20 protein-coding genes are annotated in these 22,314 nt (G+C 37.5%); 7 read left to right on the top strand and 13 right to left on the bottom strand.

Going from position 1 to position 22,314, the window contains the following annotated elements; genetic code table 11:
• Positions 1–30: 30 nt before the first annotated feature.
• Entirely contained in the window at positions 31–744 is a 714-nt protein-coding gene (locus GILLI_RS10910; RefSeq protein WP_006989175.1) for a TerB family tellurite resistance protein, read from the bottom strand.
• A 276-nt stretch (positions 745–1,020) separates the two neighbouring features.
• Between GILLI_RS10910 and GILLI_RS10905 the strand changes: the two genes are divergently transcribed.
• The 5 genes from GILLI_RS10905 to GILLI_RS10880 all read left to right on the top strand — a co-directional run bounded on the left by GILLI_RS10905 (position 1,021) and on the right by GILLI_RS10880 (position 4,127).
• On the top strand, positions 1,021–1,389 hold the full coding sequence (locus GILLI_RS10905) for a hypothetical protein (RefSeq protein WP_156798666.1): 369 nt from the start codon (positions 1,021–1,023) through the stop codon (positions 1,387–1,389).
• A 164-nt stretch (positions 1,390–1,553) separates the two neighbouring features.
• Positions 1,554–1,964 carry a BrxA/BrxB family bacilliredoxin gene (locus GILLI_RS10900; RefSeq protein WP_006989173.1) on the top strand — a complete coding sequence of 137 codons (411 nt, stop codon included), beginning with the start codon at positions 1,554–1,556 and terminating at the stop codon, positions 1,962–1,964.
• Positions 1,965–2,145: 181 nt separating this feature from the next.
• A complete protein-coding gene (locus GILLI_RS10895) occupies positions 2,146–2,523 on the top strand; it encodes a hypothetical protein (RefSeq protein WP_006989172.1) in 378 nt (125 codons plus the stop codon).
• A gap of 171 nt (positions 2,524–2,694) precedes the next feature.
• Positions 2,695–3,426, top strand: a complete 732-nt coding sequence (locus tag GILLI_RS10885) for a lysophospholipid acyltransferase family protein (protein ID WP_006989171.1) — start codon at positions 2,695–2,697, stop codon at positions 3,424–3,426.
• A 47-nt stretch (positions 3,427–3,473) separates the two neighbouring features.
• Positions 3,474–4,127 carry an HD domain-containing protein gene (locus GILLI_RS10880; protein ID WP_006989170.1) on the top strand — a complete coding sequence of 218 codons (654 nt, stop codon included), beginning with the start codon at positions 3,474–3,476 and terminating at the stop codon, positions 4,125–4,127.
• A gap of 105 nt (positions 4,128–4,232) precedes the next feature.
• On the opposite strand, the gene GILLI_RS10875 is transcribed toward GILLI_RS10880, so the two are convergent.
• From GILLI_RS10875 to uvrC, 12 genes are all read right to left on the bottom strand, one after another.
• On the bottom strand, positions 4,233–4,670 hold the full coding sequence (locus tag GILLI_RS10875) for a hypothetical protein (RefSeq protein ID WP_006989169.1): 438 nt from the start codon (positions 4,668–4,670) through the stop codon (positions 4,233–4,235).
• An 89-nt stretch (positions 4,671–4,759) separates the two neighbouring features.
• Positions 4,760–7,501 (bottom strand): TonB-dependent receptor, encoded by a 2,742-nt coding sequence (locus GILLI_RS10870; RefSeq protein WP_006989168.1) that lies wholly within the window; start codon positions 7,499–7,501, stop codon positions 4,760–4,762.
• A 189-nt stretch (positions 7,502–7,690) separates the two neighbouring features.
• Positions 7,691–9,322 carry a glucose-6-phosphate isomerase gene (gene pgi, locus GILLI_RS10865; protein WP_006989167.1) on the bottom strand — a complete coding sequence of 544 codons (1,632 nt, stop codon included), beginning with the start codon at positions 9,320–9,322 and terminating at the stop codon, positions 7,691–7,693.
• A gap of 106 nt (positions 9,323–9,428) precedes the next feature.
• Positions 9,429–10,664, bottom strand: coding sequence for a peptidoglycan DD-metalloendopeptidase family protein (locus GILLI_RS10860; RefSeq protein WP_006989166.1), 1,236 nt, complete (start codon positions 10,662–10,664; stop codon positions 9,429–9,431).
• An 8-nt stretch (positions 10,665–10,672) separates the two neighbouring features.
• Positions 10,673–11,635 (bottom strand): tryptophan 2,3-dioxygenase family protein, encoded by a 963-nt coding sequence (locus GILLI_RS10855; protein WP_006989165.1) that lies wholly within the window; start codon positions 11,633–11,635, stop codon positions 10,673–10,675.
• Position 11,636: 1 nt separating this feature from the next.
• Entirely contained in the window at positions 11,637–12,413 is a 777-nt protein-coding gene (locus GILLI_RS10850) for a DUF3108 domain-containing protein (protein ID WP_006989164.1), read from the bottom strand.
• A gap of 306 nt (positions 12,414–12,719) precedes the next feature.
• On the bottom strand, positions 12,720–13,862 hold the full coding sequence (hppD, locus tag GILLI_RS10845) for a 4-hydroxyphenylpyruvate dioxygenase (protein WP_006989163.1): 1,143 nt from the start codon (positions 13,860–13,862) through the stop codon (positions 12,720–12,722).
• A gap of 121 nt (positions 13,863–13,983) precedes the next feature.
• Positions 13,984–15,144 carry a homogentisate 1,2-dioxygenase gene (locus tag GILLI_RS10840; protein WP_006989162.1) on the bottom strand — a complete coding sequence of 387 codons (1,161 nt, stop codon included), beginning with the start codon at positions 15,142–15,144 and terminating at the stop codon, positions 13,984–13,986.
• A 270-nt stretch (positions 15,145–15,414) separates the two neighbouring features.
• A complete protein-coding gene (locus tag GILLI_RS10835) occupies positions 15,415–15,879 on the bottom strand; it encodes a methyltransferase family protein (protein WP_006989161.1) in 465 nt (154 codons plus the stop codon).
• Between the two features lie 94 nt (positions 15,880–15,973).
• Entirely contained in the window at positions 15,974–16,606 is a 633-nt protein-coding gene (locus GILLI_RS10830; RefSeq protein ID WP_040506976.1) for a Crp/Fnr family transcriptional regulator, read from the bottom strand.
• 217 nt (positions 16,607–16,823) lie between these two features.
• On the bottom strand, positions 16,824–19,049 hold the full coding sequence (locus tag GILLI_RS10825) for a patatin-like phospholipase family protein (RefSeq protein ID WP_006989159.1): 2,226 nt from the start codon (positions 19,047–19,049) through the stop codon (positions 16,824–16,826).
• On the bottom strand, positions 19,050–20,843 hold the full coding sequence (gene uvrC, locus GILLI_RS10820) for an excinuclease ABC subunit UvrC (protein ID WP_040506591.1): 1,794 nt from the start codon (positions 20,841–20,843) through the stop codon (positions 19,050–19,052).
• Between the two features lie 177 nt (positions 20,844–21,020).
• Here uvrC and GILLI_RS10815 point away from each other — a divergent pair, with 177 nt between their 5' ends.
• Together GILLI_RS10815 and rimK are read left to right on the top strand one after the other, a co-directional pair.
• Positions 21,021–21,470 carry an ATP-dependent zinc protease family protein gene (locus GILLI_RS10815; protein WP_006989157.1) on the top strand — a complete coding sequence of 150 codons (450 nt, stop codon included), beginning with the start codon at positions 21,021–21,023 and terminating at the stop codon, positions 21,468–21,470.
• A complete protein-coding gene (gene rimK, locus GILLI_RS10810; protein WP_006989156.1) occupies positions 21,442–22,314 on the top strand; it encodes a 30S ribosomal protein S6--L-glutamate ligase in 873 nt (290 codons plus the stop codon). Before GILLI_RS10815 ends, rimK begins: the two co-directional genes overlap by 29 nt.

Here is a 22,314-nt window from a genome sequence, read left to right as displayed (position 1 = left end):
GGAATACATTACAGTAATTTGGATTTTTTTTTAAATTCCACGTTCTTTTTGAATATGCTCGTAGGCTTCCTGAACCTTGGTGAATTTTTCCTGAGCTCCTTTTCTGTAGGCCTCGTCCATATGCTGTAATTTATCAGGATGATATTTTTTAGCCATGGTCCTAAAGGCTTTTTTAACTTCAGCATCCGTTGCAGATTTTTCGATCTCCAGGATCTTATAAGCATTATCGGCGCTTTTGAAGAACATGGCCTTAATACTCTCAAAATCCCTTCTCATAAGGTTTAAATGAGCAGAAATTTCTGATAGCTCTCTTAATTCAGCTTCAGAAACCTGGCCATCGGCCTTTGCAATACTGAATAAAAAGTGAAGTATTTGTAAGCGAACCTCATACCGGGTGCGTTTTTGAAGATACAATCCAATGCGCTGACCTGAAATTTCGCGGTTTTTAATAACCTCGTTAAATGTCCTAAAGGTAGCATTTGCACGCTCTTTTCCATAAGCCTGTACAAAATAAGCCCTCACATAATCCAGTTCGGTTTGGGATACTTTCCCGTCTGCTTTTATTACCAGGGAAGCCAGAGAAAGCAAATTAAGTTCAAAATCTCCCGGAGAAACCTCTTGGTCCTGTGAACCTCTGGAAGGGCGCCTCCAGTTATCTATTAAAGTTCCAATTATAAATCCAAGAATAGCACCCGGATATCTAAAAAACATGTAGCCTACAACGGCCAAAATCCATTTGAACATGAAAATCCTTCTAATTTGAAAAACAAAGATAGTATTTTGAAAAAGGTTAAAAAGAAGGAAGAGGGACAAAGTAAAGACCTTTATTATTTTTTTTGCGTCTTGTAAATCTTTCAATCCTCTTTTTCAAGGATGAAGGAAGGTTCCCGGATCCAATTTTGAAGCTTGTCAACCCCCAACATTTTATATTTTAACTCCTTTTTAACCCTGTTTTTTTCAAATTGTAATTATTTTTAAACAAAAGAAACCGGTATGAATTTTTGGAATAAAATCTTTCTTATGGGTATACTGCTAGTTATATCTTTTACAACTTCAACAACACAAGCACAAAACATGCTTCAGGGAGAACCTTCTATGGAAATAAGAGAAATGGCTCATGAGACCACAGCAATGTTCACCAAAGAACTGGGGCTTACAGGAAAGCAGGAAATTCTTATGGAAAAAGAGCTCATCACTTATGCCATGAAAAAAGAAGTACTTTTGCTGTCCAAAATGCAGGAAGAAGCTAAAGCGCAACGGTTGCTTGCTCTTCAACAAGCAGAAAATGCTGCTATGAGGGAAATTCTCGTAAAACCTCAGTATGAAAGATACCTGGTCATACAACAGAAACTTTTGCATGAGCAGTTAAAAAATAAAGAAAAGCATTAGCAAAGAAATCGATAATTGTTCTAAGCAGAATCCCTGTTATTTAATAACCTCATTTGGCAGCAGGCAATAGTTTATTGTTATTGGTTTATAAGAAGATGAGATATTTCTAACCAAACATAATTCCGTATCTTTACTTTTTAGAAACTATTTAAAATACTCAATATATGTATCCAGCAGATTTAGTTAAACCGATGAGAGAAGACCTTACAAAAGTAGGTTTTCATGAATTACATACAATTGCCGAAGTTGATGCGGCCATGGAAAAAAAGGGAACTACGCTTGTAGTTGTAAATTCAGTGTGCGGTTGTGCGGCAGCAAATGCCCGTCCGGGAGCTCGAATTTCTTTACAAAACGGTAAGACCCCAGACAATTTAGTTACCGTTTTTGCAGGGGTGGATAAAGAAGCTACAGACAAAGCCCGTGGTTATATGATTCCTTTCCCACCTTCTTCTCCGTGTATGGCACTTTTTAAAGATGGTGAATTGGTTCACATGCTAGAACGTCATCACATTGAAGGGCGTCCTGCAGAAATGATTGCAGAAAATCTAACAAGTGCCTATAACGAGTTCTGTTAAGCACGATTTGTTCTAAATATAATCAAGAACCTCGTGGCAAGCCCGCCCAAACGGTACGGGCAGGCCTTGGGAAATTAAACCCTCAATGAGGTATTAAACCGGACTGGAAACAGTTCGGTTTTTTTATGATTTGAAATGAAGCTTATTTTGTATCTTTCTTTTCCTGAAAATGTTAGAAACCATGAAAGCTTATTTTATTCTTTTGATATTCACAACAAGTTTTGCCGGATGCGATGACGTAAAATCAGATCAGGAATTAACCATTCTGGAACTGGAAAAGCAGCTTCAGGAGATCTACGCATTTATAGACAACGGAGCTTGTTCCCAGGACTCTGAATGTTCTTTTATGCCTTACGGAAGTAAAGCCTGCGGCGGACCCCAGGGATATCTATTATTCTCTTCTGGAATCGATGTCCAGGCCCTTCATAAAATGGTTGAAAAACACCGCATAGCAGAAGAGACATACAACAAACAAAACCGTATTATAAGCGATTGCAGTATTCCAGCTCCACCAGAAAAACTGGCTTGTGAAGATGGAAAATGTATTCAAATTCAATAAAGATTCTTTCCCGATATTTTTTCATAAAAATGTATTTTTGCTGTAATCAAGACCCATGGGCAAATTACAGCATGTATATTGATGGAAAAAACAGAAATTTTGATGAAATCCCAACCCAATGCGGCGGGCGGGCATCTGGTAATTAAACCCACCGATGGTATTAAATAAAACATGAAAAAACTATTAGCCTACCCCCTTTCAATAATTTCATACTTTTTTTTCTTCCTTTGCCTTGGAATATTTCACGTAATCCAGTGGTTAAGCCTAAAAATTGGTGGATATCAGGCGCATAAAACTTCGGTGGATGTTTTTAATTTTTTCCTGATGCGTTGTCTTAACATATTGGGAACACGTTTCAGCATAGATAATCCTCATGATATTCCGGTTGACAGGCCTTGTATATTTGTCTCGAATCACCAGGGAATCTACGACATTCCCCCTATTATATGGTATTTAAGAAAACATCATCCTAAATTCGTAAGTAAAAAGGAGCTTGGAAAAGGCATCCCTGGAATCTCCTTTAACCTAAGGCACGGAGGTTCAGCGTTGATTGACCGAAAGAACCCCAAGCAAGCAGTGGTAGAAATTGTACGGTTTGCAGAGTACCTTAAAAAGACCAAACGCTCTGCTGTTATTTTTCCTGAAGGCACAAGAAGCAGGACCGGAAGGCCTAAGGAATTTGCCAAAACCGGAATGCAGATCCTTTTCAAAAAAATGCCTGATGCCCTTATCGTACCACTTACCATTAACAACTCCTGGAAACTGTTTGAATACGGCCATTTCCCTTTAGGAATAGGGGTACATATTACCATGAAGGTACACGAACCTATTCCTGCAGATTCTGATGATGTTGATAGCCTTATTGCAAAAGTGGAACGAACTATTACTGCAGATATAAATTAGATAAACAACGCGTTTGTGTTGAAAAACCTTGAAGGACCCTTAACAGAATGAATAAAACCCAAATTATAGAGAACACTAAAAGCTTCGTTAAAGAAACGCTCCTTAATGCCGAAGGCGGGCACGACTGGTTTCATATACAACGAGTTTTTAACAACGCAAACCTTATTGCCGGCACCGAAAATTCAGACATGTTTGTCGTTAAACTGGGAGCTTTACTGCACGATATTGCCGATTCAAAATTCCATAATGGGGATGAAACCGTAGGTCCTAAAATCGCTTCAGAATTTTTAATGACCCAGGAAGTTTCTTCTGAGGTGATCACGCATGTTGTTAAGATCATTGAGAATATTTCTTTCAAGGGAGGGAATGAGGCACAGCAATTCCAGTCCATTGAACTGGATATTATACAGGATGCCGACCGTTTAGACGCCCTTGGAGCTATTGGAGTTGCCCGCACATTCAATTATGGAGGATTTAAAGGAAGATCGCTCTATGATCCCCAAATTAAGCCGGACCTTGAGATGAGCAAAGAAGCATATAAAGCATCCACCGCTCCTACGATCAATCATTTCTATGAAAAACTGCTCTTATTAAAAGACCGGATGAATACCGCAACAGGAAGAAAAATAGCAGAAGAACGACATCGCTATATGGAAAATTTTCTGGAACAGTTCTATGCTGAATGGAACGGGGGAAAGTAAAAACAGCCTCACCCGGAACTGCTGAAAAAGCAGTTCCGACCTCTCCAAAGGAGAGGTGAATAAAAAACCCGGAAGGAGGAGGGTAGGATACTGTTACTTATGTTTCTAAAACCAGGCGTTCCATGGAATTCTTGAAAGCATTAAAACAAGTGCTATCGTATAAAATATTGCCAGAAGTTTAAATTTTGGTTTTGAAGTTAATTTTCCTTTATGCTTTGAATATCCCATCGTAATAAGAACAACGGCAATAATCATAATAAGAGGGTGCTCTACATTATATAATCTTAAAACAGAATCTTTCATCACGCCGCCCATTCCTACTTCACTAAAAGCTCTGAAATAAGGCGATACAAAATAAAGCACGATCCCAATCAATAATTGTATGTGAGAGGCGATAAGGGTAAAAAGCGCAATCCTGAAGTTGGTTGCTCCATATTCTTTATTGGAAACATACCCCACAATAGCATTTATAGAGGCGATTATCAAGACTGTTAAAACCAGATAAGCCCAGTAGGAATGAATAAATTGAACAGTTTCGTACATAATTTTAATTTTAGTAAATATAGTTATTTTTAACAAAAAAACCGCCCCGGAATTTCGGGGCGGTTTGAATAAAATTTTGAAAAGGTTTTTTAGAAGTTATAAGTAAGCCCAGCGTTCCAGGTTCTTCCAAATCCGAAATAAACCCTGTTATCAACATTGATTCCATCATAAGTAGCATCCCCGGAAGAAGCCAATATGTTGGTATCTGCTTCAGAAATGTACATCGTATCAAATACGTTGTTTACATTTACTCTGAAGTTAACTGAAGAATTCCCTAAATTTAATCTATAAGAAGCTCCAGCATCTGCAAGACCGAAAGATGGCAATTCTAATGCTTCAAAATTGTCAGCATCTAAAGCATCTGTAGGATCAAAATCTGCATATAACTTGTCAACAAATCTATAGTTTGCGTCCAATTTCAAACCATTTAAAAAGTCATATTCACCACCAAGACTGGCAGTAAATTGAGCTGCATCTCCTACCTTAACTCCGTCAAGAGCAAGTATAGCGGTTTGAGGATTTCCGTTCTCATCTAAAATAGGAGTTTGATTATTGTCAAAATAATTGGCTTCAACATCATCTTTGTATTCCCAGTTACCTATAGACATCATTCCTCTCAGGTTAAAATTATCTGAAATTCTTCCTGTGAAATCCAATTCAAAACCAGTATGAACCTGAGTAATACCGTATAGATTAGCTGTTCCTCTAATTTCTTCTGGAGTTTCAGCATTAAAAACGGCACCTACGCTCTCGAAACGATCGGCCCAGGAAGTTCTGTATAAGTTAACATTTGCACTTAAAAAACTGGATCTAAATCCATAACCAATTTCAGTTCCTACTACTTGCTCATTCTGCAAAGCTGGATTTAAAGTATTTCCGAAATTGATAAAAACAGCATCAAATAAAGGTTGTTTAGAATAATATCCTGCATTTGCATATAGATTATGCATGTCATCAATATTCCAGTTAATACCACCTTTAATGTTTCCACCTAATATATTCTCCCAATCTGTTTCTTGATTTCCTTCGAGTTCTCCAAAATATTCAATTCTCTGGAAGCCCTGATTAGAGATAGATCCCTGAAAGAACGCAGATATTTCATCCCCAACGTATTCCAATTGACCAAAAGTTCCTGCCCAACGTACCAAACCATCATTGTAATAATCGATTTTCTCTTCAGCATCTATATCTCCGAAAACCCAGAAATTAGGATCTGCATCATAGGTTTCCCTGAAAACAGGATTTGGATCATTATTGATATTATCTGTTTGTAGATAAGCATCTCCACCTAAAAGATCATTCACTCTTCTATAATGAATTCCTTTATATGTTCTTAGATCTATTCCCACATCCAGGGTTAAATTATCTGTCAACTTGTTGCTAAGGTTTGATAATACCCCAAACCAGTTATGAGAGTTTATAGAAGCTCTTCGTGTAATTCCATTAGCCGAAGATCTATCACGATTACCCTGATTTAGGTATAAACTATTTGTTAGGGTTCTTTGACCTTCTGGATTAGCTGTATTTCCAAAATCCGGAACAGCTTGGCCACTATTGTATCTTATAATGTCATCTACTCTTATTAAACCGTCCTGAGTACGTGGAAGCGCAAACTGCCTTCTACCATTAATTGTCCCAATTTCACCAGTTCCACCACCACGACCAAAGGAAGCGTAAAATGAGGAAGAAAGTGTTGATACATTATTGATTTTATAATCCCAGTTTAAAGACATAATTGGTTTATGATAGAAATTCCTGGTAAAGGAAAATTCTTCTCCATTTCTAAAACCCCAGTTCTCATTGTATTTAATATTTGGGTCTCCATTATCACTATATTGTTGATAAACTTCAATAGAACTACTTCTACTGCGCTGATTATGCCATTGTGGAGCACCGGTAACAGTAAATTGGAAATCATGCGTTTCATTGGGTCTGTATCCAAAACCTAAGTAATAGTTATACCCTTGAAATTCAGTTCCATCCACATAACCATCACCACGTGTTTGGCTTAACAATAAAGTAGTAGAAAATCCGCCTTCCATAAGACCTGTGTTGTAAGAAGCGACAGTTTTTAGGTAAGCATCGTTACCACCTGTAACATTCACAAAACCCCCTTCTGCACGATCTGCAGAACGTGTAACAACATTTATAGTTCCACCAACCGATGAAACTGCAAGTTTAGAAGAACCAAGACCACGTTGAACCTGGATTGCAGAAGCAACATCGCTTAAACCTGCCCAGTTACTCCAATAAACCTGACCGTTTTCCATATCATTGATAGGAACCCCGTTGATCATTACTGCCGAGTTGTTGGTGTCAAATCCACGAATATTTATTCGGGCATCACCAAAACCACCACCCTGCTTGGTTGCATAAATGGAAGGAGTGTTGTTAAGAATTTCAGGAAATTCCTGAGATCCTAATTTCTCCTGAATTTCTGCCGCACGTATGGTAGAAACCGCAACCGGAGTCTGACGATCCTTTGCTAAATCGGCAACACCTGTGATCACTACTTCTGCAAGCGCATCAGCGTTTGTGTTTAAAACAATGTTCCCTAAATTTTGGGTTTGACCACCTGCGACGTTAAAGTTGACAGACTTTCTATCGAAACCAATAAAACTGATTTCAATTCTTCCGGTCGCAGCGGCGACATTCAGGGAGAATTTCCCGTCAAAATCGGTAGTTGTCCCGTTGTTGGTACCTGCTACCACTACGGTTGCACCAGGTAAAGGAGCATTCATGTCAGAATCCACTACCGTTCCGGTAATAGTTCCTTGAGCAAAAATTGTAGCAGATGTTAAAAACAATGCTATTAGTAATAATTTCCTCATCATTTAAACTGTTTTGTTTTATGTTTATAATTCACGGCAAATGAAGTAAAATAAGGCTTATGAAACTTTAACCTAATGTTAAGATTTCTATTTTAACATCTTTTACGTTACAAACATAAAACAAATACACAAGTGATTGAATCACTGAAGTTTAAAGTAATTAATACTTTATTAACAATAACGTAACAGCTATTTTAAAAAGAATTTTAAGAGACTTTTAGTAGAACTGTCATGGTTTTGAACGTCAGATTTCTGAATTTCGGTGAGAATTTCGGTCGCAAGTTGCTTCCCTAATTCTACTCCCCATTGATCATAACTATAAATATTCCAGATAACTCCCTGAATAAAGATTTTATGTTCATACATCGCGATCAATTTCCCTAAACTGGCAGGTGTTAACTTATTGATCAAAATAGAAGTAGTTGGCTTATTGCCCTTAAACACTTTGAAAGGAGTGAGTTTTTCTATTTCTTCAGAACTAAGGTTTTTCTCTTCCAGTTCCTTTATCACTTCCTCTGCAGTTTTTCCCATCAACAAAGCTTCTGTTTGAGCAAAATAATTGGCCATTAACTTTTGATGGTGATCTTTATCGTTATGTAAAGAGTGTTTAAATCCGATGAAATCTGCCGGGATCAACTTAGTTCCCTGGTGGATCAGTTGAAAAAATGCGTGTTGGGAATTGGTACCTGGCTCTCCCCAAATAATATTTCCGGTTTCATAGGAAACAGGCTTCCCATTTCGGTCGGTACTTTTACCGTTGCTTTCCATAATAGCCTGCTGCAAATAAGATGGAAGTTTCTGCAGGTATTGAGTATAGGGGATTACCGCTTCGCTTTCGGCTTTAAAGAAGTTGTTGTACCAAATGCTTAACATTGCAAGATTTACGGGGATATTATCTTTTAAATCTGCTCCCTTAAAGTGAACGTCCATTTCATGAGCACCCATTAATAATTCATCAAACTGCTCAAATCCCACCGCAAGGCTAATGGATAAACCAACGGCACTCCAAAGGGAAAAACGCCCGCCTACCCAGTCCCACATCGGGAAAATATTTTCAGGATCTATCCCAAAATCTTTCACTTTTTCTATATTGCTGGAAACCGCTACAAAATGTTTTGAAACAGCTTCAGAAGGGGCAGCTTTTTTAAACCAGTCCCTTGCGGTATTTGCATTAGAAAGCGTTTCCTGGGTGGTAAATGTTTTGGAAACTATTAAAAATAAGGTGGTTTCCGGATTGAGTTCCTGCAAGGTTTCATGAACATGATCCCCATCCACATTGGAAATATAATGCAGGTTTAAATGATTTTTATAAAATTTTAAGGATTCGGTTACCATGGTCGGTCCAAGATCTGAACCTCCAATACCAATATTCACAATATCTGTAAAAGCGAGTCCCGTGTGACCTTTCAGGGCACCATTAATAACTTCGGTTGAAAATTTCCTGATCTTATCCTTAGCCTGATACACTTCCGGAATAACATTCTTCCCATCTATAAACACCTCCTCATCCTTAGGAACTCTTAGTGCAGTATGCAGCACAGGGCGATTCTCTGTTTTATTAATAGCATCTCCATCATAATAGGATTTTATAGCCTCTTTTAAACCACATTCTTCAGCGAGTTTAAGGAGGATCTCCTGAGTTTTAACCGTGATCCTGTTTTTACTGAAATCTACATAAAAATCTTCCCATTCGATTTTAAGATCTTCAGATCTTTGTGGGTCTTCCTGAAACAGGTTTTTCATCTCCAGTTCCCTGATCTCCAAAAAGTGTTTTTCAAGTTTTTTCCAGGCTTCTGTTTTAGTAGGATCAATATTTTTCATCTGTTATTTTATTGTTTTAGCACACTCCCGATAGCTACCGGGAGCAACATCCATATCATCAATCCCCCGTTTATGAAAATTTTTCAAATGGATGTATCTGGATATGTTATATTTCTTTGAACTGGATTTCATCAAGCGCTGTTCTTACAGGCTCAATTGCTACAAAATAATCGTTCTTTAATTTTTCTGCAATAGGTTCAGCCGCAGGAAGATTTTGACGGAAGGGATCCACCTGTTTCCCCCGAACCCAGAACCTGTAACAAACATGGGGGCCTGTGGCAAGGCCTGTGCTTCCCACAAAACCAATGATATCACCCTGTTTTACTCGTTGTCCTGCTCTCACATTGCGTTTAGACATGTGCAAATACTGGGTCGTGTAGGTATCATTGTGCTTTACCTTCACGTAATTCCCGTTTCCACCTGTATATCCAGATGCGATCACCGTACCGTTTGCCGTACTCCATATTGGAGTTCCGTGCGGTGCGGCATAATCTGTTCCGCGGTGCGCTTTCCATCGTTTTTGAACCGGGTGAAACCTGTTCCCGGAATATCTTGATGAGATTCGGCTAAAATTTAAAGGAGCTTTTAAGAAAAAGCTTTGTAATGGACGTGCCTCTTCATCATAATAATCACTTTTACCAGATTCGGTATCTACCATATAACTAAATGCGTAGTAAGGCCTGTTCTGATGAACAAAAACGGCTCCTTCAATATTCTCGATCCCGGCATAAATCGTGTCGTTTATATACTTTTCATTATATACCATCTTGAATTGATCTCCTTTTTGAAGTTTCCAAAAATCGATACTCCATTGATAAATACTGCTCAATTCATGGGATAAAAGCACACTTAAACCCTGGTTTTGCATAGCTTCAGAAAGATTGCTCACAATAACGCCAGAGATCATTTTTTTCTTAATACTTATTGGTTTGCTTCCTTTATAAGCTGCTATATTATCCCCAATACTTACCACTGTATATTCAATACGATCATTTTCGTAGATAAAAAACTGTGCTGTTCGTGCAGAATCTCTGGACCTAAGAACCGTATAAGGTTTTCCAACTATTAACCTGGTAGGATCTAAGGTTTCCCTCACTTTTTCAGTGATTTCATACACTTTTCCAGGCGATATTCCCTGAGTATCCAGGATTTTCCCAAATATATCCCCGGAACGAATTGTATCACGAATCACCTCAAAATCATTCAGCACGAACCCATATTCTTCCAGAACAGGCGGTGCCTTTTCAATTACTTCAACCTCTCCAAGATCCTTATTTTCAACTTCTTTTTTACAAGCTGTAAAGGCGAGCGCCAGCAATAACGTGTAACTTAATTTTCTCAACTTCAAATTTATTTTTCTGCATTAAACATGTGGGTAACCCATTCTTTCCCCCAATTATCAATATCCTCCTGTGACCAAAGGTTTGGGAAAAAACTATTTTTTTGAAAACTGGGAGGTAAAAAATCCTTCCAGTTTGTTCCGCCGGTGGCGGCAATTGTTTTCCTATCCTTGTTTAAATATCTATGCGCCGCCCCCATATGCATCAACAACCAATTCACATTTAGATTGGTGTCAAAGGTACGTAACGCTTCAATAAGTGTTTTGTTATTTTTTTCTTCCGGCGGAAGTTTCAGGTATTTATGATACAAAGTTTTATCTCTCACTTCGTTAGCAATTCTTAAAAACCGTGGGGTATATCGTAGTTCAAATTGTTTGAGAGTGAGGGTTTTTTCTCCGGTAGCAAGATCAATCCCTCCTTTTTTCCAGTATAGATTCTCATAAAGTTCTTCAATACTGTTTTCCGAAGAAAAATTTTTCCTTTCCTTATATGGGATAAGATGTTCTATTGGGGAAGAATATAGCTCAATCATTCGAAATTGAGCCGATTGAAAACCGCTGGCCGGTAAAAGTGCCATTCTGAATTTTAAAAATTGCTCCCGCTCCATTCCTTTTATCATCACATCAAAAGAATTGATTAAAATTCGGATATACCGGTTTATCCTGATGAGCTTTTCGGTAAAAAATACTGCAGTAAGGTTTCGAGATTCTATAATTTGTTTTTGCTCATGAATGATGAGTTTAAAATATAGCTCTGTGATTTGATGGTAGGTTATAAAGATCTCTTCGTCCGGAAAATGTGTTTTTGGAACTTGTAAACTCAGTAAAGTATCAAGGTTTACATAATCCCAGTACGTAATATACTTGTCATACAAAAGCCCGTCCAGGTAGGAACCCATATCCTGCCCTGAATTTTTAAATTTTTCTTCAAGTTTTAATATACGCTCAGCAATTTCAGGCTTAATTTGTTCCATTCTAATTCATAATTATTTTAAAGGGATGTTTTAACCCTTTAAATTCATCAATATCTGCATCCAGAGAACCAATTGCCAGGTTTGCTGAAATTTTTACAGGCATTCTATTCTTATCATCGCTTATCCAAATGGTAAGGCTTTCCTTTTCTTTAAAAACTCTTCCGGCTAAAACATAAGGCCTGAATTTTAATGTTGCAATTTTACCGAATTTTGTATTGATAACCTCTCTTCCCATGAATTTTAATTTAAAATCATGGTTTTCCTTATCAAAAAACATATTAAAATTAAATTCATCCCCCTCTTTTAGTTTATTTGCATTTAAGTCGTTGCGAACATAATAAAACGCCGACAATAAATCATGAACGTTATCCTTAGTGGTATAGGTGGAGTTTTCATTATTCTTTTTATCAAAAACGTATGCTTTATTCCCTTTTTGGTCAAAATCAATTTCCAGATCTTTGGTATATCCGCCTTCATCGATTTTTCTAATAAATTTATATGGTAGATTGGTTTTTTTATCTATGTAGGTTTCATAATTATCATCTACCTTGAAAAATACGTGCAGTAAGCCAGTAGATTTCCCCCGTCCTACCACATGATATACATTTTTATCATCCAATTTTGTTTCATTTACCTGCAAAGTTGCATAACTGGCGTTAAACCAGCCATAGTGGACCCTGAATTTAAACCATTCGCCAGATTCAAAAGCTTTTTGAGAAACCACGCTGAAGGGCAGGAACATTAAAAGAAGACTAAATATTGCAATTCTAAGTTTCATAGTAGTACGTTTAAAACCCGCAAAACAACGGGAATGATTCAATTTAATCGAAGAATTACAATTACTATTCCAAATGTATTAAAACAAAAAACCCCATCAAATAAATGATGGGGTTTTTATCTTATTAACCAACTAAAACTTAAATTATGAAAAAAATTTAAAACATTTTGGTAACCACTCCGAAATGCGGTGCAAAAGTCTGCTTTTTTCACATTATCTACAAACCAAAAAGTTAGTTTAACTATTTATTTATCAAGTTGGTATTTTTAGAAATATTTAATTATTAAGATATCACCTTTTTAATACTTAGGACAAGGTTCCCCTTAAATCCTGTTCTCTTTCAATGGCCTCAAAAAGCGCTTTAAAGTTCCCTTTTCCAAAAGATTGGGCTCCTTTTCGCTGAATAATCTCAAAAAACATTGTAGGTCGGTCCAAAACCGGCTTGGTAAATATCTGTAAAAGATAGCCTTCATCATCCCGGTCTATTAAAACACCCAGTTCTTTTAATGGTGCCAGATCCTCGTCTATTTCTCCTACTCTGTCCAGAACTGTATCGTAATACGCTTCCGGAACATATAAAAATTCTACTCCACGATCCCTAAGTGCGGTTACCGTAGCTATAATATTATCTGTAGCCAGGGCTATATGTTGAACTCCGGCTCCGTTGTAAAAATCTATATACTCCTCGATCTGGGACTTCTTTTTCCCTTCGGCTGGTTCATTTATAGGAAATTTAATCCTTCCGTTCCCATTGCTCATCACCTTGCTCATAAGGGCGGTATAATCTGTAGAAATATCTTTGTCATCAAATGATACAAGTTGTGCAAATCCCATTACTTTGGCATAAAACTCACACCATTTGTTCATTTCATTCCATCCAACATTTCCCACCATATGATCTATAAACTTTAAGCCGGTAGGTACTGCCTTAAAGTTAGGTGCATAAGCCCGATACCCGGGTAAAAACGGACCGTTATAATTCTTTCGCTCCACGAATAAATGCACAGTTTCCCCATACGTATGGATCCCTGAAATTACTACGCTACCGTTATCATCTTCCATAACGTAGGGCTCCACGTAAGATTTTGCGCCACGGCTGGTAGTTTCTTCATAACTTTTCCTGGCATCATCTACCCAAAGCGCAACTACTTTTACCCCGTCCCCATGTTTATTGATGTGGGCGTTAATAGGCCCTTCTGGCTGTAGCGGTGAAGTTAAAACAAGACGGATCTTATCCTGTTGTAAAACGTAGGAAACACTGTCTTTTCTACCTGTTTCCAAACCGGAATACGCTACTGGCTGAAATCCCCAGGCTTGCTGATAATAATAGGCTGCCTGCTTGGCATTCCCAACATATAATTCTACGAAATCTGTGCCAAGCAAAGGCAAAAAGTCTTCTGCAGCCTGGAACTTTTTCTCTAGCTTTAATGATGTGTTATCTGTACTCATATTCTTTTAATTTAAGAGGTTTAAGTTTAATAGAAAAAAGCTCCTATTAATCTTCAATAAATAATTTAAACCCACTGTTTACAAATTCTATCTTTTGATGATCTTTTATTTTTAAAAATGCCTAATGATCCAACCAGGAGGTATAATAAGTCTCATCGGCAATTTTCATGGCTTCTTCTGTAAGTTTTAACGGCTTAAATGTATCTACCATTACAGCGAGTTCTTCAGTTTCGGTTTGTCCAATACTGCGTTCTACTGCTCCCGGGTGCGGACCGTGAGGAATTCCAGCCGGATGCAGAGAAATATGTCCTGCTTCGATATCATTTCGGCTCATAAAATCGCCATCCACATAATACAATACCTCATCGCTGTCTATATTGCTATGACTGTAAGGAGCCGGAATACTTTCCGGATGGTAATCATACTTTCTGGGGCAAAAACTGCATACCACAAAGGCATCTGTCTCAAAAGTTTGATGCACCGGTGGTGGTTGATGGATTCTTCCTGTTATGGGTTCAAAATCGTGAATGGAAAAAGCATATGGATAATTGTAACCATCGTATCCCACAACATCAAAAGGATGTGTAGCATAGACCATATCAAAGATCTCTCCCTGCTTTTTTACCTTGATAAGGAAATCACCTTTTTCATCGTTGGTTTCCAGTTCATAGGGTTGTCTTAAATCCCGCTCACAAAAAGGTGAATGTTCAAGCAATTGCCCAAACCAGTTCCTGTATCTTTTCGGGGTGTAGATTGGCTTTCTGGATTCCACAATAAACAGCCGGTTGTTATCATCGTCAAAGTCGAGTTTATAAATAACACCACGCGGTATCAATAAATAATCCCCGTACTTAAAATCAAGATTCCCTAAATGGGTTCTTAATTTACCACTCCCTTTATGGATAAAGAGCAACTCATCTGCATCGGTATTTTTATAAAAATAATCATTTGTTGATTCCTGAGGAGCTGCAAGAGCTATATCCACATCACTATTGGTTAGCACCACCTTTCGGCTTTCCAGATAATCCGGATGCGGTGGCACCTGGAAACCTTTAAATCTATAGGATTTTATATTGTTTTCAGAAGCGATTTTTGGCTTAGCACTGTAACTACCCTTAATTTCCTTTACCTGGGTTGGGCGGTGTTCATGATACATATTGGATGACATTCCATCAAAGCCAATGGTTCCAAACAGCTGCTCATAATACAAACTGCCATCTGGTTTTTTAAATACCGTATGTCGCTTATGTGGAATCTTCCCTAGTTTATGATAAAAAGGCATGAGATTTCAGTTTTAAAATTAATACTTCGGAAGAAAAAATTCATTATTCCTATTAATTCTGAAGTTTATCATCCAAAGTAACAAATATCGCTATTTATATTGAAAATATCTCTTAAAGAAGGATTAAAAGAACTACTGAATCTTCAATTTTAAAGAACTTGTTTAAGCTCCCTTAGGTTCAAAAACTCTTCAGGTTTCGTTAATATTACTAAATTTATTATCGCTGTTCAAAATTCGAAAAAAGGAAATTTTTAAATGCCTCAAAAATTCTCAGGATTTTGTTTTAATTTTTGGAAGAAATTTCCCTGTATTTTTTTTATAGGTTTCATATTCGGGAAATTTTTCTGCCAATTTCTTTTCTTCGTACAAGGTTTTAAAATGAAATAAAATCATCAAAAGAATAGAAATAAACAACCTATATCCTGACCCCTGAAAAACAGCAATGGAAAAAACTATGAACAGGATCCCGGTATAAATGGGATGCCTTATTAGTTTAAAAATACCACCGGTGAGCAACCTTGCATATTTCTTTGGAGTTGGAAAAGGAGACAGGTTTTTATTGAGTTGAAAAAAGGCAATTATAACAAGACCTAAGCCAATACTTCCAGTTAAAACCGAAAGGAATTCTAAAAATGAGCTATTTCGAAAAGAAAACAGCTCCATATCTAATAAAAAGGCGAAAAACAAGAGTATTTGAAGCACCACGTAAATGAAATCTTTCCCTGCTAGCTTCATAAAATATAAAAGATTTGTTAATCACGATGCAGGCATTTAATCCTGCTAAATAGCTTAGATTATCAATGCACGACCAACTAAATCATTCACCTTTTTAAAGGTCTAATACATTAATAGCATTTCGCTGTAGTTCTATTTTTCCGTCGAGTTCAAGTTTTTTTAACAATCTTGATATTACGACCCTGGATGTATGCATATCGTAGGCTATTTCCTGATGTGTGACTTGCACCAATTCGTTTTGATTGATCTTTGCCTTATCCTGAAGATACCTCATAAGGCGTTTATCCATATTTAAAAATGCAATGGTATCTATAGTTTCCAACATTTCGGTAAGCCTGGAATGATAGCTGTCGAAGACAAAGTTGCGCCAGCTTTTATATTTGGAAGTCCATTCTTCCATCTTTTGGATGGGGATCATGATAAGTTGAGTTTCCTTCTCTGCAACCGCACGTATTTCGCTTCGGGTTTGCCCTAAACAACAAGACAGGGTCATCGCGCAGGTATCCCCGCTTTCCAGGAAATAGAGCAGTAATTCATCGCCTTCTTTATCTTCCCTCAGGATCTTGATGGCACCACTCAAAAGCAATGGAAGAAATTTCACGTAATCCCCATAATCAATGATCTTGTCGTTTTCGTGAAAGGTTTTTAGGATTCCTGTTTCTAAAATCTCTTCAAGTAGGGCATCTTCAAAAATACCGGAATAAGCTTTTTTTAACTCGTCTAACATTTGCTGAATTTTTTCAAAGGTTAAAAATAGCATTTTTAACCCGGTTTATTTAATCCCACCACTAAGAATAAAGAACCTTGGGGCGGGGAACCTGCCCGACGGTCAGGCGGGTTAAACCCTCAATGAAGTATTAATGCTCCATTGCCGCCCCAAAGGTTGAAGGGATTTCATCCATAAATATCTTAAAAGGTAAATTGCTTAGACAGATTGATACTTCTTAAAACCAAAACCCTAAACTAAAAAACCATTGACTTCCTTTAATTTCCGGGGAAAAAGAGTATTTCACCTCTACAGGACCCAACAGTGTTTCCAAACCATATCCTAACGCATATCCCGTATAATCGGGGGTAGAAAACCAGTTTCCGGTAGTGTATAAATTATTTTCTACGTTGGCAAAATTAGCACTGGCACTTATATGGTTTTTATTAAAGATTTCATAATCCAGCTCTACCAAACCCTTGATATAACTATCTCCGGAAATACTTATAAAGTCATACCCATAAAACGGGATGAAATTGTTAATGAAATCATTCCCATAGCCGCCCAAAAAGAAATCCAGGGTGTTGCTTCCGGAGGAACCTATCCTAAAACCTGTTTCAGAAAATATCTTGCCGGTAAGCTTTGGAAGCATCGAAAACACATATCCTGCCTTGCCTTTAGCGATAGAAAATTCAGAAAAATTGTTATTATAATCTGAAGAAAATAAATAAAGATGAAAATCCCCGTCAAAATAAACGCCTTTTTTAGGGAAATATTTATTGTCGAAACTATCCAGTTTTAGATACCCAAATGCGCTATAATAGCTACTATTCTCAAAAACAGCAGAGGAGCGGTCAATCTCAGGATTTTCAAGCAGGGTTTCAGAGGTAATCTTTAAATGTTTGTGTTCCACACCTATTCCCAGGGAAAATATCTGTTTAAAAAATGTCTCCGCATATAATTGATTGGTATAATCCTTATAATCCACCTCTATCCTGTTGATCCCCAAATTTTCAATACCGGCATTCTCCCTGGCGAAATCAAAGGCCACTCCTTTATTGAAATTATTATACCTCGATTTAACTCCTAAACTCCAGTAGTACCCTTTATCGATATAATATTGAAAATTATATCTAAAATTATCTCCCAAAACAACATCCAGGGATGCAACATCATTCGTAAAAAGGGAACTTTTTCTAGTAAGGTTAATCAATGCTCCGCTTTTATAAAGATCATCATAATGAAGAGACAACCTTAAGGAGGTTTTATTCTGGCTTTCTTCAAGCTGAATAGCCAGCGTATATGAAGTGTCTAAGGGAATTAGATTGTAATTGATCCTATCAAAATTTCCTGTGGCTGAAAGGTTATTAATACCATCTGCGAGATCCTGCATGGTATATCCCTGTCTGTATTTTAGCCTTAACTTTCCCAGAACATAAGCACGCGGATACGAATTATTGCCTTCAATTGTAAGTGAACTAATATTAATGCTGTCAATTGGTTTAACTTTTTCAAGCTTTATAGGAGTTCCATTTTGATTCTCTGCGATTCGCTTCAAATCCTCCATTTTTTTTCGTGTTGCCACTTCCCCGGAGTCTATTATACCAGATCCCTTATCAAAAGACAATATATTAAATTTGGCGATATCGGGTTTAATATAGAGATCTGTCATCTTTATTTTTTGACGCATGTCACTTATAGTCCTGAAATTGCTAATTTGTGTTAAGATCTCAAAAACGCTTTTTAGCTGTTCCCTATCCACCAAACTATCCTGAACATCGACGCCTATTATAATATCGGCTCCTCTTCTTTTGAGTTCCTCAACAGGATAATTATTTGCCACTCCACCATCGGTAAGGAGTTTTCCATCTATCCTTACCGGGTTGAAAACCGAAGGGATTGCACTGCTGGCAGAAACCGCTTTAGCCAGAGAACCGCTATCTAAAATTACCTGCTCCCCGGTTTCTATATTTGCTGCAACACAAAAAAATGGAATTGGTAAATTTTTAAATTCCCGAATATTTCCCAGATGTAAGGTAAGTCGTGATACTAAATTATAGATGTTCTGTCCTTTGGACAGTCCGGAAGGAAAAGAAACCTTAAAACCGTCAAAAGGAAGGGTTATCGCATATTTTTCAGTATCCTCCTTTTCATAAAAAGTTTTAGCGCTTCGCGGAACCTGATCCTGAATAAGAATATTAAAATTGATATCATGAAAAAGAGAATCCAATTGGGTCGCGCTGTATCCCGAGGCATATAACGCCCCAATAATAGCCCCCATACTACTGCCTCCAATATAATCTATCTTTACTCCCGACTCTTCAATTACCTTTAAAGCACCTATATGAGCCAATCCTTTTGCACCACCCCCACTTAAAACCAACCCCACTTTTACATCATTTTTTTCCTGAGAAAATCCCTGGAAAGAAATGATTATAAATAAAATACAGATTAATTTTTTCATTTATTCACGATGATAGTTATTGTAAATAATCTTTGCTTTTGCCTGGCCAACTAAATTGGACAAATCTTCCAGAGATGCTTCTTTAATTCTTTTTAAGGACCTAAAATGCGTTAACAATTCTACGACTGTTTTATCTCCAATCCCCGTTATTGCTTCTAACTCCGTATTTAGAGCAGTTTTACTTCGCTTATTTCTATGAAAGGTAATCCCAAATCTATGAGCTTCATTTCGCAATTGCTGAATTATTTTTAAGGTTTCCGATTTCTTATCCAGGTATAACGGAATTGAATCTCCGGGATAATACAATTCTTCCAGCCTTTTCGCGATCCCTATTATCGCTATTTTTCCTCTTAATCCCAACGCTTCCAGCGCTTTTACACCTGAAGAAAGCTGGCCTTTTCCACCATCTACAATAATGAGCTGTGGCAAAGGCTCCTCTTCTTCCAGCAGTCTTTTGTATCTTCTAAAAACCACCTCTTCCATAGAGGCAAAATCATCGGGTCCTTCCACAGTTTTGATATTAAATTTACGATAATCCTTTTTGCTTGGTTTTCCGTTTTTAAATACCACACAGGCCGCGACCGGATTGGTTCCCTGAATGTTTGAATTGTCGAAACATTCAATGTGCCTGGGTTCCTCACTTAGCCTAAGATCCTCCTTCATTTGAGCCATAATGCGGTTTACGTGCCTGTCCGGATCTACAATTTTCATCTGTTTAAATTGCTCCTGCCTGTAGTAACGGGCATTTCTGATAGAAAAATCGATGATTTTCTTTTTATCGCCCAATTTCGGAATATGAATAACAACATCTTCCCCAACATCCACTTTAAAAGGAACATATACTTCTTTTGAATTTGAATGAAACCGCTGCCGGATCTCCACAATCCCCAATTCCAGCAATTCCTTATCGCTTTCATCGAGTTTCTTTTTCATTTCAATGGTATGGGAACGAATAATGGCACCGTGAGAGATCTGGAGAAAATTTACATATCCGTAACCCTCATCGCTTACAATGGAAAAAACATCTACATTATTGATGTTTGGATTTACCACTGTAGATTTTGACTGATAGTTCTCCAAAACATCAATTTTTTCCTTGATGCGCTGTGCGTCTTCAAATTCCATTATTTCGGAATGAGCCTTCATTTGATGACGGAATTGCTGCAGGGAATCCTTAAAATTCCCCTTCACGATCTGCCTGATGGCTTCTATATTTTCATTATACTCCTTTTCTTCCTGGAAAGCTTCACACGGTCCTTTGCAATTCCCCAAATGGTACTCCAGACATACCTTGTATTTTCCATTCTTTATTTTTTCTGAAGAAAGATCGTAATTACAGGTGCGTAACTGGTAGAGACCTTTTATCAAATCCAAAAGGGTATTTACAGTTTTAAAATTGGTGAAAGGTCCGTAATATTCACTTCCGTCCTTTATCAATCTTCTGGTAGGAAAAACCCTGGGAAAGCGTTCGTTTTTAATACATATCCATGGATACGTTTTATCATCTTTCAGCATCACGTTGAAGCGTGGCTGATATTTTTTTATCAGATTATTTTCCAGCAATAAAGCGTCGGTTTCAGAAGCTACCACAATATGTTTAATATCATGGATTCTCTTAACCATAACGCTTGTGCGATGATTGTCATGGGTTTTATTGAAATAAGAAGTAACTCTTTTCTTCAGGTTTTTAGCCTTTCCCACATACAGGATCCGGCCATTCTTATCGTAATACTGATATACTCCGGGACTTTGGGGTAAAGTTTGCAACTGTATTTCCAATGCAGGTGTTTCCATTACTCCAAAGATATTACATATTCCCGGGAGCGTTAAAATAAGCGCTAACAACTAATGTTAAAATTTTATTCAGAATAGAAAAACCAAAATCTAAAAACGGAGCTTCTTTGTATTTTCTTTCAATAATTTAAGGTGTCTATAAGATACCTTAATTAATCATTTTAGTACCTTGCGCTCATGGAAAAAACAGTAGTAGGCAGATTTGATAAGGCTGATTTCCCATTATTACACTTGAAGGATATCTCTGTTAAAATTGATACAGGGGCTTATACCTCATCCATCCACTGTGATAATATCTTTGAAAAAGAGGGCTTTCTTCACTGCACTTTTTTGGATGAAGAACATCCGCTTTACAATGGAAAAGAATTCATTTTCAAAGATTATGACATTGTATTTGTAAAAAGTAGTAATGGTTTGATACAAAAGCGGTTTCAGGTTCAATCTACCATAAAAATTTTTGAAAAGGTTTTTAAAATTTCCCTTTCTTTGTCTGCTCGGCAAGAGATGCGATATCCGGTATTGATAGGAAGAAAGTTCCTCACCAAAAAATTTATAGTAGATCCCGAGTTAATAGATATATCATACAATTTAAAAAACGATGAACATAAAAATTCTCTCAAGGAATAGCAATCTTTATTCCACGCAAAGGCTAATTGAAGCCGCAAAGAAAAGACATCATCATGTGGAAGTAATAGATCCGTTAAAATGTGATTTGATCATAGAGAAACGGAAACCGTCTATTTTTTACAAGGGTCGAATGATTCTTGAAACCGATGCCGTTATTCCAAGGATTGGAGCTTCAGTTACTTTTTATGGGACCGCGGTGGTACGCCAGTTTGAAATGATGGGAGTTTTTACCACTACCGAATCTCAATCCCTGGTAAGAAGCCGTGACAAATTACGAAGCTTACAGGTGTTGTCCAGAGCAAGACTTGGTTTGCCTAAAACGGTTTTTACCAATTACTCCAAGGATGTAGGCGAAGTGATAGACCATGTAGGAGGGGCACCTTTAATTATAAAATTATTGGAAGGAACTCAGGGTCTTGGAGTTGTTTTAGCCGAAACAAAAAATGCCGCAGAGTCTGTAATTGAAGCCTTCAATGGCCTTCAGGCTCGGGTAATTGTTCAGGAATTCATAAAAGAAGCCGGTGGAGCCGATATTAGGGCGCTGGTTGTTGATGGTCATGTGGTAGGAGCTATGAAAAGACAGGGGAAAGAAGGAGAGTTTAGATCCAATCTTCACCGTGGTGGTTCTGCTACTGTAATAGAATTAACCGATGAGGAAGAAACTGCGGCTATAAAAGCAGCCAAAGCTATGGGTCTTGGAGTTGCCGGGGTTGATATGTTGCAAAGTGCCAGGGGACCCCTTATCCTAGAGGTGAATTCCTCCCCCGGATTGGAAGGCATTGAAGCGGCAACCGGAAAGGACATAGCAAAAACAATTATACGATATATAGAAAGAAACGTTTAG

Source organism: Gillisia limnaea DSM 15749, from assembly GCF_000243235.1.
GTDB lineage: Bacteria > Bacteroidota > Bacteroidia > Flavobacteriales > Flavobacteriaceae > Gillisia > Gillisia limnaea.
Note: the sequence above shows the minus strand (reverse complement) of the source record. Positions and strands in the feature narration are given on the sequence as shown.